Genomic DNA, 16687 nt, shown 5'->3' on the forward strand with positions numbered 1-16687 from the left:
CGATCCCTGTGATCGGGCCACTTTGGTTCCACGCGGCCTTCGGGTCAAGCTACAAGGGGTTGTTGCCGTGCGGCCGAGCGTCGCTGTCGTCATCGAACAGAATGCGTTCGGCCGCCCCGTCGAGGTCGTCATACTGGCCGGCCCGCAGCGCCCATAGGAAAGCAAGCAACGCCGATCCGCCCAGAAACAGCGCCACCGGCACCAGATACAGGAGCATGCTCATCGTGCGGTCTCCGCATTGGGGAACAGGCCCGCCCGACCGGCGACGCGCGCCCCGGCCTTCGGGCTGACAAGCCGCATCGCATTGGCAATCACGATGATGGATGAGCTCGACATCGCAACGGCTGCGATCAGCGGCGTCGCATAACCCAGAACCGCGATCGGCACCGCAACGACATTATATGCGATGGCCAGGAAGAGATTTTGCCGGATCAACGTGCCGGCACGGCGCGACACGTCAAGTGCCATGGGGATTGCCGAAAGGCTTTCCCGCAGGAAGACGAAATCGGCGGCGTTGCGCCCGACATCGGCCGCACTCGCCGGCGCGAAAGAAACATGGGCCGCGCCCAGCGCCGGCGCGTCGTTGAGGCCGTCGCCGACCATCAGCACCTTGCGCCCCTGTCGCGCAAGTTCGTCGATACGCGCTACCTTGCCGGCCGGCAAGAGCCCCGCCGACATCTTCGTTAAACCGAGCTGGCTCGCGACGGCACGGCAGGCGGTTTCCGTGTCGCCGGACAGCATCTCTACCGGCCCCAGCCGGTCCTCTAGCGAAGAGATCGTCTCGGCGGCATCCCGCCTCAGCCGGTCCTCGAAGGCGAAAGCAGCGACAGCGACACCATCGCGCGAAAGCACGGTGCCTTCCCCGGTTTCGCTCGCCCAGCCTGTCCGTCCGAGCCGCCATATCCGGCCATCCGCACGCCCTTCGATGCCAAAACCCGGATGCTCGACGACATCGCTGAAGGCGACGACGCTGCGGTCGTGCACGGCAATCGCCCGCGACAGCGGATGGCGCGAATGGGCGGCAAGCGACGCCGCCATGGCCAGAACGCCGGGCTCGATCGCGGCAGCATTCGTCAGCACCGGTTCGCCAAGGGTCAGCGTGCCGGTCTTGTCGAACACGGCCGTGTCTGCTTCGGCGAGCCGTTCCATCGCTCCGCCGTCGCGCACCAACACGCCCTGCTCGAAGAGCCGCCGTGCCGCCATCACCTGCACGATCGGCACGGCAAGCCCGAGCGCACACGGGCAGGTGATGATGAGCACCGCGATCGCCACGGTGGTGGCGCGGTGCCAGTCGCCCGTAGCGATCATCCAGCCGACGAAGGTGGCAAGTGCAGCCAGATGCACGACGGGCGCATAGAGGCCCGAAACCCGATCCGCCAAGCGCCTGTAGCGCGCGCGACCGCCTTCGGCCGCTTCCATCATGCGTACCATCTCGGCAAGAAAGGAATCGGAAGCGCGTGCCGTGGCCTCCAGCGTCAGCGGCCCGGTGAGGTTGAGCATGCCGGCGCGCACGCTCTCGCCCGCCGACACCGCCTGCGGCGCGCTTTCGCCGGTCACCAGCGAGCAGTCGATATCCGAGCTGCCTTGCGCGATCCGCGCATCGACGGGAATACGTTCGCCTGCCGCCACCAGCATCCGCATGCCCGGCTCGATCTCCTCCAGCGAGAGGTAGCCGCGCGTACCGTCGGCTTGAAGCACAAGCGCCCCTCGCGGCGACAGCCGCGCCAGACCGATCACGGCCGTGCGCGCCTTGTTGCGCATCACGTGGTCGAGAGTGCGGCCGATCAACAGGAAGAACAGCAGCGTCACGGCAGCATCGAAGTAGGCGTGATGGCCGCTATTGACGGTTTCATAGAGGCTGAGCACGTAGGCGCATGTGATGCCGATGGCGATCGGCACGTCCATGTTCATCCGCCCGTGCCGCAGCGCGCTCCAGGCCGAGCGGTAATAGATGCGTCCGGCAAAGATCAGGGCAGGCAGCGCGATCAGCGCTGAGACCCAGTGAAAGAGGTCGCGCGTCGCGCCCTCCGCACCCGACCATACGGACACCGAAAGCAGCATGATGTTTCCGGCCGCAAAGCCGGAGACCGCGACCGCGCGCAGCAGTTCGGAAAGCGTGTTGTCCTTTTCTTCCCTGCCGTCATCGAAGAGGTTCGGCGGATAGCCGGCCCGGGCCAGCGCTTCGACGATCGGAGGCAAAGCCTCGCCGCGCCAGCGAATGCTGACGCGCCTTGTCGAAAGGTTCACCCGCGCGCCCTCGACACCCGGCAGCGCGTCGAGCGCGTGTTCGACGGTGCGGATACAGGCCCCACAATGGACCGACGGAACCGACAGCTCCACCTGGCGAACACCATTGCCGAGGTCACGCGCGGCAAAGCGCAGCTCCTCCTCGGACGGCAGCGCCACCCGGCTTGCAGCGACGTTTTCGGCCCCCGGTGCGCAGCAGCTCATCTGACGGCTCCGTCGCGTACGCTCAGGCGGCGGGTTTCGCGATAGGGATGCGCCAACCCCGCTTCGGCCTGCACCTCGACGATCCATGCCCCATCCGCCAGCGCGACCGGCCCCTTGAGGCTGCCGTCGGGTTCCGCGGCCAGCGTTACGACGGTGTCCTCCACATCGTTGACCGGCCGGCGAAAGGTAGCGGTGCCACCCTGCATCGGCTTCATCCCGCCGTCAGTATCCGCAAGCGAGAAACGCACCGCGCCGTCCCTGACCGTCAGCGTGGCCGTCCAGCCGAGCGCGGCCTGAGCGCGGCCTTCCTGGGCCTTCCGATTGAACTCCTGGCTGGCGACGTAGGTGTTCTTCACCACCAGCCCCGTCCAGCTCGTGCTTGCGGTCACTGCCATGGTGACGTTGACGGCGATGATGACGCCGAAGAACGCAATCATGATTGCCAGCATATGGAAGCCTGTGAACCCGCCTTGGCTGCCGCTGTCGGTTGTCCTCATGGCATTCACTCCGGGCTCTCGAAACTCGTGGTGTAGTCGGCCGCCTCAAGCGTCGACCTGTCCTCCACCGTGAAGCGCAATGCCTGCACCCCGCCGGCGCCCAGTTCGCGCGGCTGGCGCACATAGATCTTCAGCGATTTCGTACGGTCGGGTTCGAGCGTCACCGGAACCGAGACGCTGTCCGGCAGGTCGATGCCCACAACGTTCATGGTGGCACCCGGAAGGTCGTGCAGGCTGACAAGCACGGTTCGTACCTCTGGCACCTTGTTGAGCAGCTTGACCGTGTAGCCATTGCGGATCGACCCGTCCGACAGCACGACGAATTGCGGGTTGCGGTCGGGGAGAACGTTCATCTCGAGCCTGTCGCGCGTGACGAGGCCATAGACCAGCATCAGCCCAACCAGCGCCCATCCGCCGAAATAGATGAAGGTGCGCGGCCTGAAGATCTTGCGAAGGTGGAAATGCGCGACCGCCTCCGACAGCGCCCCGCCGGCATCGCGCACTTTGGCGGGCTCGATCGCATGCGCGCCGTTGCCGGTGGCTAGCGCCATATTGGCGTTGTAGTCGGCAAGCGTAGCGTAGGAGATCAGGCCAGGCTCGCGACCGAGCTTGTCCATCACGCCGTCGCAGGCGTCGATGCAGAGCGCGCAGGTGATACATTCGAGCTGCTGGCCGTCGCGGATGTCGATGCCCATCGGGCACACGACAACGCAGGCGTTGCAGTCGACGCAATCGCCGGTGCTGATGCCCTTTGCCTGCGCGCGCTTGGCATGGCGCGAGCGCGGCTCTCCGCGCCAGTCATTGTAGGTGACGGTCAGCGAATGCTCATCCAGCATCGCCGCCTGGATGCGTGGCCACGGGCACATATAGGTGCAGACCTGCTCACGCATCAGGCCGCCGAACGTGTATGTGGTCGCGGTGAGGATCGCGACGGTGATGTAGGCAACTGGCGCCGCCTGGGCCGTGAAAAGCTCGACGAAAAGCGTCGGCGCATCGGCGAAGTAGAATATCCATGCACCGCCGGTCGCGACCGCGATCGCGATCCAGATCGCGTGCTTGGCAAGGCGCAGGCCCAGCTTGCGCGCGCTCCACGGAGCCTGGTCAAGCCTGATGCGCGCGTTGCGGTCGCCCTCGATCGCGCGCTCGACGACCAGGAAAAGGTCCACCCACACGGTCTGTGGACACGTATAGCCGCACCATGCGCGCCCGACTGTCGAGGTGACGAGGAAAAGCCCCAGCCCCGCCATGACCAGCAGGCCGGCAACCAAAAAGAACTCCTGCGGCCAGATCTCGATGAAGAAGAAATAGAAGCGCCGGTTGGCGATATCGACCAGCACCGCCTGGTCCGGCGCGTGCGCCCCCCGGTCCCACCGCAGCCACGGCGTCAGGTAGTAGATGCCGAGCGTCACCGCCATCACCAGCCATTTGAAGCTGCGATAGGAACCCGATGTCCGCTTCGGGAAAATCTTGCGGCGCGCGGTATAGAGCGGCTGACGCAGCTTGGCCGAGTTGACGGCTTCGGCCTCGTGCCGCTCGACCTCTATCGTGCCCGACATTCTATTCTCCCGGTGGCATTGCAGCCCACCAGATGCCGCGTCTGTACCGAAACAGCCTTGATCCACGTCAACGGCGAAGTGTTTGCCGCACCTGTGAAAAGGCTCGGGTCCGGCAAGCCCCCGCGACCTGCCGGACCCGCTCCCCGCTCGGCGATGGCCAAGGTGGGGCCTACTGCCCACCGCCGAGCGAATGGACGTAGACGGTGAGTTCCTTGACCGTGGTTTCGCCCAGGCGATCGATCCAGCCCGGCATGACACCGTGCCGCGGCGCACGGATCTGGGCGGCGATGTCGGCGCTTGTCGAACCGTAGAGCCAGATCGCATCGGTCAGGTCTGGCGCGCCCAGCGTGATGTCGCCCTTGCCGGCCTCGCCATGACAGGACGCGCAGTTGTTGGCGAAGAGCTCCGCGCCAGGACCGGAAAGGTCACCGCCCTCGCCAAGCGCCTTCACATGCGTTACCAGCGCAGTCACCTCGTCACGGCCGAGCATGCCCCCGAAGGCCGGCATCTCCGAAAACCGCGTTTCGCCGTCGGCCTCGAAGCGAATGCCATGGGCGATGGTGACGCGAATGTCCTCAGGCGTGCCGCCCCAAAGCCATTCATCATCGTTGAGGTTCGGATAGCCGGCGGACCCGACAGCCCCCGAACCGTGACACTGAACGCAGTTCACCTTGAAGGCCGCGGCACCTGCCGAAGTCGCGAACTGGCGAAGCGCTTCGTCGGCGATGATATCCTCGACCGGCGCGGCGGCAACGGCGGCCGCATAATCGGCGCGCGCGGCCACGGCGCCGTCAAGCTCGGTGCGCAGTTCGGCCCGACTCGAATAGCCGAGCATGCCGTTCGTTGCAGACGAGATGAGCGGCCAGGCCGGATAGGCGATGGTGTAGGCAAGCGCCCACACGATGGTCGCGTAGAACGTCCACAGCCACCAGCGGGGCATCGGGTTGTCGAGTTCCCTGATCCCGTCCCATTCGTGGCCGGTGGTCGAGATGCCGGTGACGTCGTCGATCTTTTTGTCGCTCATCTCAATCGTCCTTGAGGGGAATACGGGCGGCGTGGTCGGCCTGTTTCCGGCTCCCCGGCCGGAAGGCGAAGACGACGACGCCGATGAAGAACAGTGTCATTGCGAGCAGCGCCCAGGAATCGGCGAACGAACGCATCGCGGTGTAGGTGTCCATCGCGCCCTCCCTCAGCGATAACCGGCGGCTTCGTCATAGGTCGAGAAGTCGACCAGAGTGCCAAGCATCTGCAGATAGGCCACGAGCGCATCCATCTCGGTGAGCGCCGCAGGATTGCCGTCGAAGTCCCCGAGCTTGGCCTTCGGATAGCGCGCTTCCAGGTCGGACGTCGACGCATTGGGGTCGGCCTGTGCCTTCAGGTCGGCCTCGGCATTCTCGATCATCTCATCCGTGTAAGGCACGCCCACGCGCCGGTTGGCGACGAGATGCGTGGAGAAATCGTCCACCTTGAGCCGCGTGTCCTTCAGGAAGGCGTAGCTGGGCATCACCGATTCCGGCACGACGGAACGCGGCTCGATCAGATGCTGCACATGCCACTCGTTCGAGTAGCGGTCGCCAACGCGGGCAAGATCGGGCCCGGTGCGTTTGGATCCCCACTGGAACGGGTGGTCGTACATCGATTCCGCCGCCAGGCTGTAGTGGCCGTAGCGTTCGACCTCGTCGCGGAAGGGGCGGATCATCTGCGAATGGCAGACATAGCACCCCTCACGCACGTAGATGTTGCGACCCGCCAGCTCCAGCGGCGAATAGGGCCGCATGCCTTCCACCTTCTCGATCGTGTTTTCGAGGTAGAAGAGCGGCGCAATCTCGACGATGCCGCCGATCGTCACGACGAAGAGCGAACCCGCCAGCAGCAGCGTGGCATTGCGTTCGAGTATCGCGTGCTTGTCCATCAAAGCCATGATGCGTTTTCCTTATTCGGCAGGCTGGAGTGCTGGCGCGGGTCTCGCGGCGCTGCCGCCGATGGGCTCCTCCTCACGCTGGTGACCAAGGATGGTCATCGCGATGTTGAAGGCCATCACCAGCGCCCCGGCGAGGTAGAGCGCGCCGCCCGCCGCCCGCATGACGTAGTAGGGGAACATGGCCTGCACGGTTTCGGCGAACGAGTAGACCAGGAAGCCCTGCCCGTCGTATTCGCGCCACATCAGGCCCTGCATGATGCCGGACACCCACATCACGGCCGCGTAGATGACGATGCCGATCATCGCGAGCCAGAAGTGCCAGATCACCAGCCGTTCGGAGTAGAGCCGCGGCATGCCCCACAGCTTGGGCACCATGTGGTAGATCGCGGCGAACGAGATCAGACCCACCCAGCCCAGCGCGCCGGAATGCACGTGGCCAATCGTCCAGTCCGTGTAGTGGCTTAGCGAATTGACCGCCTTGATCGACATCACCGGGCCTTCGAAGGTCGACATGCCGTAGAAGGCGATGGCAGCCACCATCATGCGGATGATGGGATCGGTGCGGATTTTGTCCCAGGCGCCCGAAAGCGTCATCAGGCCGTTGATCATGCCGCCCCAGGAGGGCATCCACAGCATGATCGAGAACACCATGCCCAGCGTCTGCGCCCAGTCGGGCAGCGCGGTGTAGTGCAGATGGTGCGGCCCGGCCCAGATATAGAGGAAGATCAGCGCCCAGAAGTGGATGATCGACAGCCGGTAGGAATAGACGGGCCGGTTCGCCTGCTTGGGCACGAAATAATACATCATGCCGAGAAAGCCCGCGGTGAGGAAGAAGCCGACCGCGTTGTGGCCGTACCACCATTGCGTCAGCGCGTCCTGCACGCCGGCGAAGGCCGAGTAGGAGTGCGAGCCCAGGAGCGAGCTCGGCATCGCCAGGTTGTTCACTACATGCAGCATCGCGATCGTCACGATGAAGGCGAGGTAGAACCAGTTGGCGACGTAGATGTGCGGTTCCTTGCGCTTCAGGATCGTGCCGAGGAACACGACGAGATAGGCGACCCAGACGAGCGTAAGCCAGATGTCGACATACCATTCCGGCTCGGCATATTCGCGGCTCTGGGTGATGCCCAGCAGATAGCCGGTCGCCGCCATCACGATGAAGAGCTGGTAACCCCAGAAAACGAACCAGACGAGGTTGCCGCCGAAGAGGCGGGCCTGCGATGTGCGCTGCACGACATAGAAGGACGTGGCGATCAGCGCGTTGCCGCCAAAGGCGAACACGACCGCCGAGGTGTGCAGCGGGCGCATCCGGCCGAAATTGAACCACGGCTCGATGTTGAAATCAGGAAAGGCGAGCTGCAGCGCCACAACGACGCCGACCAGCAACCCGACGATGCCCCAGAACATCGTCGCGATCGAACCGTAGCGGATCGGCTCGTCCATGTAGGCGGACGGGTCGGCCGGCACGGCCGGCTCGAAGCTGGTGCGCCGCATCAGGATCACCGTGAATGCGGCAAGCGTGAAGAACAGCACCCACATATGCTGCCTGAACGGCGCGTCAACGCCGAAGGCGGCTCCTATCAGGGCTACGAAGGCGAACAGCCCGATCCCTGGTATTGCAGCTCCGAATCTCATTCCCTGGACCCCCGTCGGCGGCATGAACATGCGAACGCTGCTGCACCCATGGCGCGAGCGTCCGGCTGTCACCCATCGCCTGACGCGTCTGCCGCCGCCTTGATCCAGGTCAAGGCGCGCGAGTGGAGGTGACGCGACATCTGCGGTCGAACGGAGGTCCGCGCCATGCAGACAGATACAGCGCCCCGCTACACCAGCTATCCCACAGCCCCGCATTTCCATGCAGGCGTGGACGCCGACGAGGTGAAGGGTTGGATCGCCGCGCTGCCTTCGGGCGACAGGGTGTCGCTTTACGTGCACATCCCGTTCTGCGATCGCCTCTGCTGGTTCTGCGCCTGCCATACCAAGCAGACACGTCGCTACGAACCGGTCGCCGCCTTCCTCGAGGCGTTGCACACGGAGATCGAGACCGTCGGCGCGCTGGCCGGTAACGATACCCAGGTCGCCGCGCTCCACTTCGGAGGCGGATCGCCGACGCTGCTGACACCCACCGACATTGTTGCCTTGATGGCGGCTCTGCGGAAGAGTTTCGCTTTTGCAGGCGACGCATCAATCAGCGTCGAGATCGATCCCAACGACATGGACGAGCCGAGGCTCGATGCGCTTGCCGCGATCGGCCTGACCCGCGCCAGCCTTGGCATCCAGGATTTCGACGAGCGCGTGCAAAAGGCGATCAACCGCGAACAGAGCTTCGAGGCGACGCGTGCGGTGGTCGACGGCTTGCGCGATCGCGGCGTCGGTTCTGTCAATCTCGATATGCTCTACGGCCTGCCGTACCAGACACAGGAAAGCCTCGCCGCAACCGTCGACAAGGTGCTGTCACTGCATCCCGACCGCATCGCGCTTTTCGGCTATGCGCATGTGCCTTGGTTCAAGAAGCACCAGACGATGATCGACGAGGCGGCGCTGCCCGACGCGGAAGAAAGGCTCGCGCAATACGAACTGGCCGCCCGCCTTATTGAGCGTGCGGGCTATGTGACGATCGGTCTCGACCACTTCGCGTTGCCCGAGGATTCCCTTGCCGTGGCCGCAAAGGCCGGATCGCTGTGCCGCAATTTTCAGGGCTATACTGACGACGACTGCGAGACGCTGATCGGGCTTGGCCCGTCCTCTGTCAGCCGCTTCCGCGAAGGCTACGCCCAGAACGTGCCCGCCACGGCAGAATATGAACGGCGCGCGCGAGGGGGCTCTCTCGCGATCGCCAGAGGCATCGCCCTGTCGGAAGACGACCGCCTGCGCGCCTGGACGATCGAGCGACTGATGTGCGACTTCGGCTTCAGCGTACCGGAAGCCACCACGCGTTTCGGCGCTGCCGCAAGGACCATCCTTGCCGAGGCGGCCGCGATGGCGCAGGAACCGGAACCTCTTCTGCTGCGCGACGGCGAGAGGTTCGTCATCCCTTCCGCCCGCCGCCCATTGGTCCGGCTTGCAGCCGCGCGCTTCGACCGCTATTTCGCCAGCGGCACGGCACGGCATTCCGCCGCCGTCTGAAGCGCCTTCATCTTGACTCGCCGTGGCCCCTCCTGTATCGGGACCGCAAATCCGGCGTGGAGTCTCTCCGCGCCGGTCGTTCTTTGCGCGAACATGGCGCTGTGGGACGCACTCCCGAAACCGACTGACAAAAAGACGGCCGGACCGCATTGCGGTCGCTGGAGGCCGGACGAACAGCGAAAGGCAGAATAATGTTCGCAGTCATCAAAACCGGCGGCAAGCAGTACCGCGTCGCCGCCGACGATGTGTTGAAGATCGAGAAGGTGGTCGGCGAAGTCGGCGATATCGTGACGATCGGCTCCGTGCTGGCCTTCGGCGAAGGCGAGAACGTGACCATCGGCGCGCCCTTCGTGGATGGCGCTTCGGTTGCCGCCGAAGTCGTTGCGCAGGGCAAGGCTCCGACGGTCATCGCGTTCAAGAAGCGCCGCCGCCAGAACTCGCGCCGCACGCGCGGCCATCGCCAGTTGCTCACGACGGTGCGCATCTCGGAAATCCTGACCGACGGCGCGAAGCCCTCGAAGAAGGCTGCCGCCAAGAAGGAAGCACCGAAGGCGGAAGCCAAGAAGGACGAGGCTCCGAAGGCCGAAGCCGCCAAGGCCGAGACGGCCGCGGCACCCCTGTTCAAGGCGCCGAAGGGCAAGGGCGACGACCTGACCGAGATCAAGGGCATCGGCCCGGTGGCTGCCGGCCAGCTCAACGAGCAGGGCATCACCACCTTCAAGCAGGTGGCCGGTCTCTCCGACGAGGACATCGTCCGCATCGACGAGGCGATGCCTTTCAGCGCCGACCAGATCAAGGACTGGCGCGAGCAGGCCAAGGAGCTGGCGAAGTAATTTCGCCTGGTGATTGAAATTCTCCGCGAAAGCGGGCATTGAGAGATTGAGGCGCTCGTCAGGGCGCAAAGGAGCACTACGATGGCACACAAGAAAGCTGGCGGTTCTTCGCGCAACGGTCGCGACTCCGAGTCCAAGCGCCTTGGCGTCAAGAAGTTCGGCGGCGAATCGGTCGTGGCCGGCAACATCATCATCCGTCAACGCGGCACCAAGTGGCACCCGGGCGTGAACGTCGGCATGGGCAAGGACCATACCCTTTTCGCACTCGAGGAAGGCGCCGTTTCCTTTGCACGCAAAGCAAATGGCCGAACCTACGTGTCGGTAAACCCGATTACGGAAGCAGCGGAGTAAGCCGGATCCGCACCAAGACACCGGCGCCCCATCTCGGGACCGGTGTCCGGACAGTCCGGAAAAAGGAACAGGGGAGATGGGTCGCCATCTCCCCTTTTTCATTTTCATCTGGAGGACTGACCCATGGTTGCCGAGAAGGAAGACGTCGAGGACGAGAGTCTGCACATAGACTGCCCGGTCCTAGTGACGGAGCGGCTCGTGCTGCGCCCGCCGCACAAGGACGACGTGCCGGAGCTGGTCGAGCTCGCCAACAACCGCAAACTCGCCGAGATGCTGGGGCGCATGCCCCACCCCTACGCCCAGAACCACGCCCACACCTTCCTGGAAGGCACCCGCAATGGCGCGATCGCCGGCTGCACCTATGCCGTCACGCTGGCCGATAACGGTGCTTTCCTGGGATGTGCGGGCCTGCATCCGCGCAGCCAGGGGCTCGAGCTCGGCTACTGGATCGGCGAGCCCTACTGGGGCCGTGGCTACGCGACCGAGGCTGCCCATGCGCTCGTCGATCTCGCCTTCCGGGCTACGCTGATCGACCGTCTGCACGTCTCCTGCCGCGTCATCAACTCCGCGTCGCGGCGCGTGATCCACAAATGCGGTTTCCAGTATTCCGGGCAGGGCATGCTGGAATCCGTCTACGCCGGGCGCGTGCCCACCGAGCGCTACGCGCTTGACCGCGCCACCTGGGTCAGTCTCAGGAGCTGGGGACAGGTTTGAGCAATCGCCCCGGCCGCGCATGCGGCCGGGGTAAACTATCGTGGAAACGGAAAATGATTGCCGATCCCAATGCCTATTACACGTCGCGCATTGGCGTCGGCATGTACGATCTCTTCACCGGCCAGGGCCTGCTTGCCGGCGACCTCGATTTCTATCTGGACTGCGCTGAAGAGTATGGCGGCCCCATCCTCGAACTCGGCGCAGGTACGGGCCGTTTGCTGGTACCGCTTGCAGAAGCCGGCTACGACGTAGTCGGGCTCGACCTCTCGCGGCCCATGCTGGACATTGCCGCCGCACGGCTTGCCGGACGCGGCTTCGACGATCGCACCCAACTGGTGGAAGCGAGCATGGCCGACTTCAACCTCGATCGCCAGTTCCCCCTCGTCATCATAGCGGCGCGCAGCTTCCAGCATCTCACCGACCCTGCCGCCCAGCGCGCGACGCTGGAATGCGTGCACCGCCATCTGTCGCCTGGCGGCACGCTGGTCCTCGACCTGTTCGACCCTAATTTCGAGCTTTTGATGGCCGCCCATGCCGACGGACCGAAGCCTCGCGAAGCGCGCAATCCCGAGACTGGTGAGCTCGTGCGGCGCACGGTCATTTCCCGACATCATGACGGTGCCGCGCAGACCATTGAGGAAACACTGCGCTTTGAAGTCGTGAAGCCCGACGGAGCCGTTGAGACGTCCGAGCAGACATCGTGGACGCTGCGCTGGAGCACACGCCAGGAAACCGCATGGCTGCTTGAGCTTTGCGGGTTTGAGCCGATCGCACTCTATTCGGACTTCAACCGTTCGCCGCCCGCTTATGGCCGCGAACAGCTCTGGGTGGCGCGGGCCGTCTGACCTCGCGCCCCACCGTGCTTTCCACTGTGTGCCAAACATTCCGCCGGACGTGGAATTTCTTTTCTTCTGGCTGTAGACCTATGCCTGCTATCCCGCTGAAATTCGAACAAGGGAACAGGCTATCGTGGCAGTCAAATCCGCAAAAGTCCGCGCGCACAGCGCCACGGCCGCGTCCTGCACCGTCACCAACGATCGCGACAAGGTGATCGAGGCGGTCTTCTCGCCCAAGGCCGAAGGTTTCACGCCGCTCGAAATTCAGGCCGCTGCACTGGCCGCCTGCATCACGGCAAGCATCCGCATCGCCGCCCGCGCCATGGATATGGGCCAACTGGGCGAGATCGACGTCGAGGTCGAGGCGATCAAGGCCGAGGACGAGCCGAGCCGGCTCGGCCGCTTCGAGGCTTCCGTCTCCTTCTCCGATCCGCTCGACACCGACGTTCAGGATCGCCTGATCCACGCGGCCGAAGACATCTGCACCATCAGCAACACGCTCCGCGCCGGCGACACTGTCGTAGCCGGCCACCGGGCATAGGCAGCACGCCATTACAGGAGAGTTCCCCATGCGTCGTCTCTTATTGTCCCTCGCGCTGGCGTTGTCGGTCGCGCCCGCCCATGCGTTCACCGTCGCCGACTGGCTGGCGCACGAGGTGCCGGCCGCCGAGCCAGAAATCGCCTATGACGGCGATCCGGTGACGATGAAATTCTCCTCGCCGAACCCGGCCGCATCGCTGGTGCCGGAAGTCTGGACCAAGGGCTTCAAGTGGCTGAACGAGGCGACCGACGGCAAGCTGACGATCGAGGAATATCACGGCGGAACCCTGCATGCCGCTGCGGACGGCTGGCGCGCCGTGCGCAACAGGGTCAGCGACTATGCGGCCTGCTACACCTCCTATGAAGGCAGCGGCTTCCCGCTGCACAAGGCGATCGAGATGCCCTTCGTGACGCCGTCCAATCCGGTGGCGGCCACCCGCATCATCCAGGAGCTGGCGCCGAAATATTTCGTGCCAGAATGGGAAGGCCGCGGCGTGCTCTACGGCTACACCGTTGTCGCCGGCGTCTCCGATATCATGAGCAACAAGCCGATCCGTACGCCGGATGACATGAAGGGCCTGCGCGTCATCGCCCAGGGCTTCCCCCCGGAGGCGGCCGAGGCCCTCGGCATCACCACGCTGAACATCCCTTTCCCGGAAATCTACACGGCCTTCCAGCAGGGCATCGCCGACGCGGTGATCTGGGTCGATCCCGGTTTCGTGCCGTTCAAGATCTACGAACTGGCGAAATATCACACCAGCCTCGGCCTCACCGCCCAGCACATCGACACCTGCATCAACCGTGACGCCTATTCAGAGCTGCCCGATGCGCTGAAGCCGGTCTTCGGCCAGTTCCAGCAGAATATCGCCCATGCGGTGAGCCAGCGCCTCGGCGTCGAGTTCCGCGAACAGGCACTCAAGACCTATGCCGACAACGGCGTCGAGCTGATCGAGCTTTCCGACGAGGAGAAGAAGACCTGGCAGGATGCTCTGCAGCCGGTTCTCGACACCTGGATCGAAGCGCGCGAGGCGGAGGGTCTGCCGGCCCGCGAACTGGTCGAAGACATCCGCCGCCTTGGCGCGGAATATGGTGATGCGAGCGCGGAGGAAATCTTCGAGATGACCGTCAACACGCCCGTCGAAGGGCTGCTGCCCGCGGCCCGGTAAATGCAACGCATCGTCGACTTCCTGGAAGGCTGGGTCGCCTATCTGCTTCTGCCCGGGCTGGCCTTGCTGGTGGGAGCCGACGTGGTGTTGCGCTACGTGCTGAACCTGCCGTTGCGATGGGGCAACGACGTCAAGGAGCTGTTGCTGCTGCTTGTCGTCGTTGGCGCCCTGCCGGGCGTCAGCCTCGCCGACCAGCACATCCGCGTCGGCTTGCTCGACCGGCTGTTCCGCAACCAGGCAGGCCGGCTCTGGGTCGCGCTGCGCCACCTGCTGACCGGGTTGGTCGCCGTTGCGATTGCCTATGCGGTGCTGCTGATGGCGCTCGACATGCACCGCTATGGCGATCGCGCCGAGATGATCGCCATCAGCTTCTGGCCGTTCGCCGCCTTCGTCGCGCTGGCAGCCGCCCTTTCGGCGCTGGCCGAGGTTGTCCGCGCGGTCCGCGCGCTCAAAGAGAACCGCTGATGGACCCGTTGACACTCGGCATCGTCGTGCTTGCCGCCATGCTCGTCGTCGTCCTGCTTGGTCTGCCGGTCGGCTATGCCCTGCTCGGCGCGGGCACCATCGGCTACGCGGTGCTTTCCGGCCCCTCCCAGGCCCTCACGCAGGTCGGCCTGGCGCTGTGGGACAACGGCACCAACTTCCTGTTCATCGCCGTGCCGCTCTTCATCCTGATGGGTCAGCTCATCTTCCACGCCGGGCTGGCCGAAGACATATTCTCGCTTGCCCAGCGCGCCTTGCGGCGGCTGCCTGGCGGACTTGGCGTCTCGACGGTGCTCGCCTCGGCGGGCTTCGGCGCCGTCACTGGCTCCAGCGTCGCGGCCGTGGCGACGATGGGCAACATCGCCGTGCCCCAGATGATCAAGCGCGGCTACAGCGACAAGCTTTCGACGGCGACGGTGGCCAGCGCCGCCACGCTCGCCATCATCATCCCACCGAGCGTACCACTGGTCATCTACGGCGTCTGGAGCGAGACCTCGATCGGCTCGCTCTTCATCGCCGGCATCGTACCGGGCCTCCTCCTTATGTCCGCCTTCGTCGCGACCGTGATGCTGCAGCGTCGCCAATATGCCGCCGCAACCCAGGCAGAGCCCAGTGTCGCCGACCGTCCGCTTTCGGCTCATGCCGTGGGACTGGTTTCGGTGGTCGTCATTTTCGTGATCGTCATCGGCGGCATCTATGCCGGCGTCTTCACCCCCACGGAAGCCTCGGGCGTGGGCGTTCTGAGCGTGCTCGTCATCGCGCTTGTCAGCCGCCGGCTCGGGCTGGCGATGATGCGCGATGCGCTGAAGGAAACGATCCGCACCTCGGCTGCGATCTTCCTGATCCTCACCGGTGGCATCATCCTGTCGCGCTTTCTCGTCCAGACCCGACTGACGGATGCTGTGGTCGGCCTCGTCTCCGACCTGGACGCGTCGCCGCAGGTGATCCTTTTGGCGCTGGCGCTTGTCTACCTGCTGCTCGGCGCCATTATGGACACGTTCGGCATGCTGATCCTAACGCTGCCGCTCGTGCTCCCCATCACCGTTGCACTCGGATACGACCCGATCTGGACCGGCATCTATCTGACGATCCTGATGGAGATCGCCATGCTCACGCCACCGATCGGGCTCAACGTCTTCGTGCTCGAGCGTGCCACCGGCGTGCCGGCAAGCCGCATCTTCGCAGGCGTCTGGCCTTTCGTGGCCGCCTCGCTCGCAGTCGTGGTCCTGCTGGTGTTCTTTCCGCAGCTCGCCACGTGGCTGCCGCAGACGATGCGCTAGCCCAGTTCTACCCACAGTGGACGGTGGTCGGACCCGACCGCTTCCGTGTCGACCCGGCAGGAACGCACCTTCGACGCCAGCAGCGGATGCACGAAGCAGTAGTCGATGCGCTTGTGCATGCTGGTGTCAGCCGGGTCTTCGAGATTGACGCAGGTCGGCCGCTTGTCTCCGCCCTCGCACAGCGCGGCATCGACGGCATAACGGGCCACCAGCGGGGTGCCGAATTCGTGGTCGGGCATGCCGGCAACGATATGATATTCGGGCGAGCCTTCGAGCATGTTGAAATCGCCCATCAGCACATAGGCCTCGGGCGTCGGCGGTTCGGGGAAGCCCATCTCCGAGATGCCGCTGATCGCCCCACCTTCCAGCGTATAGGACAGCATGCGCTCCATCAGGAAACGAAGCTGCGCAGCACGCTCATCGGCGCCGCGATGGTCGAGATGCAGCGAATAGAACCGCACCGGGCCGAACGGCGTATCGATCATGGCCTCGAGCGCGCCGCGCTGGAGATTGACCTTGTCGTAGCTGCGGGTGCGCGGCAGAAGCAGGTTGCGCGACAACAGGATCGGCGTCTTGGACAGGATCATGTTGCCGAACTGAAGCCGCACGTCGACAGCCTTGCCATCCTTGACGTGGCTGGCGATCTCGGCCTCGAAATTGGGACCGTAGGCGGCAAAATAGTCCGGCAGCAGGCTGCGTATTTCGGCGACGAGGTCGCGCCCTTCGTTCATCGGGCTGTTGCGCGTCACCTCCTGCAGGCAGATCACATCGGCCCCGCGCACGGCACCGATGATGCGCTCCAGATCGAACCGGGCGTCCTGGCCGAAGCCGAACTGGATGTTGTAGCTGACGCATTTCATGCCGTTTCGACCCCCTCTTCTGGTTTTCGCGCGTGATTCCGCGCATTACATGCGCTAGTGGTCCGTTCCAGAA

General features: G+C 64.6%; 18 protein-coding genes. 9 read left to right on the plus strand and 9 right to left on the minus strand.

The genetic code is table 11. The features are described from left to right. Window positions 1-49: 49 nt before the first annotated feature. The 8 genes from ccoS to ccoN all read right to left on the minus strand — a co-directional run bounded on the left by ccoS (window position 50) and on the right by ccoN (window position 8060). The gene (gene ccoS, locus ACVJNE_RS05825; protein WP_173189076.1) at window positions 50-223 is read right to left on the minus strand and encodes a cbb3-type cytochrome oxidase assembly protein CcoS; all 174 of its coding nucleotides are present in this window, start codon (window positions 221-223) and stop codon (window positions 50-52) included. Continuing rightward, window positions 220-2451 carry a cation-translocating P-type ATPase gene (locus ACVJNE_RS05830; RefSeq protein WP_499563769.1) on the minus strand — a complete coding sequence of 744 codons (2232 nt, stop codon included), beginning with the start codon at window positions 2449-2451 and terminating at the stop codon, window positions 220-222. The genes ccoS and ACVJNE_RS05830 overlap by 4 nt, the downstream gene beginning before the upstream one ends. After that, on the minus strand, window positions 2448-2948 hold the full coding sequence (locus ACVJNE_RS05835) for a FixH family protein (RefSeq protein WP_499563771.1): 501 nt from the start codon (window positions 2946-2948) through the stop codon (window positions 2448-2450). The genes ACVJNE_RS05830 and ACVJNE_RS05835 overlap by 4 nt, the downstream gene beginning before the upstream one ends. Before the next feature lie 5 nt (window positions 2949-2953). Beyond that, window positions 2954-4504 (minus strand): cytochrome c oxidase accessory protein CcoG, encoded by a 1551-nt coding sequence (ccoG, locus tag ACVJNE_RS05840; RefSeq protein WP_499563773.1) that lies wholly within the window; start codon window positions 4502-4504, stop codon window positions 2954-2956. 169 nt (window positions 4505-4673) lie between these two features. Continuing rightward, window positions 4674-5528: a cytochrome-c oxidase, cbb3-type subunit III gene (ccoP, locus tag ACVJNE_RS05845; protein WP_499563775.1), complete on the minus strand. Its 855-nt coding sequence runs from the start codon at window positions 5526-5528 to the stop codon at window positions 4674-4676. 1 nt (window position 5529) lies between these two features. Then, the gene (locus ACVJNE_RS05850; RefSeq protein WP_173189065.1) at window positions 5530-5682 is read right to left on the minus strand and encodes a cbb3-type cytochrome c oxidase subunit 3; all 153 of its coding nucleotides are present in this window, start codon (window positions 5680-5682) and stop codon (window positions 5530-5532) included. Between the two features lie 11 nt (window positions 5683-5693). After that, window positions 5694-6425: a cytochrome-c oxidase, cbb3-type subunit II gene (gene ccoO, locus ACVJNE_RS05855; RefSeq protein WP_499563777.1), complete on the minus strand. Its 732-nt coding sequence runs from the start codon at window positions 6423-6425 to the stop codon at window positions 5694-5696. Window positions 6426-6437: 12 nt separating this feature from the next. Further along, the gene (gene ccoN, locus ACVJNE_RS05860) at window positions 6438-8060 is read right to left on the minus strand and encodes a cytochrome-c oxidase, cbb3-type subunit I (protein WP_499563779.1); all 1623 of its coding nucleotides are present in this window, start codon (window positions 8058-8060) and stop codon (window positions 6438-6440) included. A 165-nt stretch (window positions 8061-8225) separates the two neighbouring features. Between ccoN and hemN the strand changes: the two genes are divergently transcribed. The 9 genes from hemN to ACVJNE_RS05905 all read left to right on the plus strand — a co-directional run bounded on the left by hemN (window position 8226) and on the right by ACVJNE_RS05905 (window position 15754). After that, a complete protein-coding gene (hemN, locus tag ACVJNE_RS05865) occupies window positions 8226-9551 on the plus strand; it encodes an oxygen-independent coproporphyrinogen III oxidase (protein WP_499563781.1) in 1326 nt (441 codons plus the stop codon). Window positions 9552-9742: 191 nt separating this feature from the next. After that, complete coding sequence (locus tag ACVJNE_RS05870) at window positions 9743-10384, plus strand: 50S ribosomal protein L21 (protein WP_499563783.1); 642 nt, start codon at window positions 9743-9745, stop codon at window positions 10382-10384. Window positions 10385-10465: 81 nt separating this feature from the next. Continuing rightward, window positions 10466-10735, plus strand: coding sequence for a 50S ribosomal protein L27 (gene rpmA / locus ACVJNE_RS05875; RefSeq protein WP_173189055.1), 270 nt, complete (start codon window positions 10466-10468; stop codon window positions 10733-10735). A gap of 123 nt (window positions 10736-10858) precedes the next feature. After that, window positions 10859-11449 (plus strand): GNAT family N-acetyltransferase, encoded by a 591-nt coding sequence (locus ACVJNE_RS05880; RefSeq protein WP_499563786.1) that lies wholly within the window; start codon window positions 10859-10861, stop codon window positions 11447-11449. A gap of 53 nt (window positions 11450-11502) precedes the next feature. Next, on the plus strand, window positions 11503-12294 hold the full coding sequence (locus tag ACVJNE_RS05885) for a class I SAM-dependent methyltransferase (RefSeq protein ID WP_499563787.1): 792 nt from the start codon (window positions 11503-11505) through the stop codon (window positions 12292-12294). Window positions 12295-12418: 124 nt separating this feature from the next. After that, the gene (locus tag ACVJNE_RS05890) at window positions 12419-12826 is read left to right on the plus strand and encodes an OsmC family protein (protein ID WP_499563789.1); all 408 of its coding nucleotides are present in this window, start codon (window positions 12419-12421) and stop codon (window positions 12824-12826) included. 28 nt (window positions 12827-12854) lie between these two features. Then, window positions 12855-13991, plus strand: coding sequence for a TRAP transporter substrate-binding protein DctP (gene dctP / locus ACVJNE_RS05895; RefSeq protein ID WP_499563791.1), 1137 nt, complete (start codon window positions 12855-12857; stop codon window positions 13989-13991). Beyond that, window positions 13992-14456 (plus strand): TRAP transporter small permease, encoded by a 465-nt coding sequence (locus tag ACVJNE_RS05900; RefSeq protein WP_499563793.1) that lies wholly within the window; start codon window positions 13992-13994, stop codon window positions 14454-14456. Further along, window positions 14456-15754, plus strand: coding sequence for a TRAP transporter large permease (locus ACVJNE_RS05905; RefSeq protein WP_499563795.1), 1299 nt, complete (start codon window positions 14456-14458; stop codon window positions 15752-15754). The genes ACVJNE_RS05900 and ACVJNE_RS05905 overlap by 1 nt, the downstream gene beginning before the upstream one ends. On the opposite strand, the gene ACVJNE_RS05910 is transcribed toward ACVJNE_RS05905, so the two are convergent. Beyond that, complete coding sequence (locus ACVJNE_RS05910; protein WP_499563797.1) at window positions 15751-16614, minus strand: endonuclease/exonuclease/phosphatase family protein; 864 nt, start codon at window positions 16612-16614, stop codon at window positions 15751-15753. The genes ACVJNE_RS05905 and ACVJNE_RS05910 overlap by 4 nt on opposite strands. Window positions 16615-16687 lie beyond the last annotated feature (73 nt).

Source organism: Mesorhizobium sp. DxT (assembly GCF_058448885.1).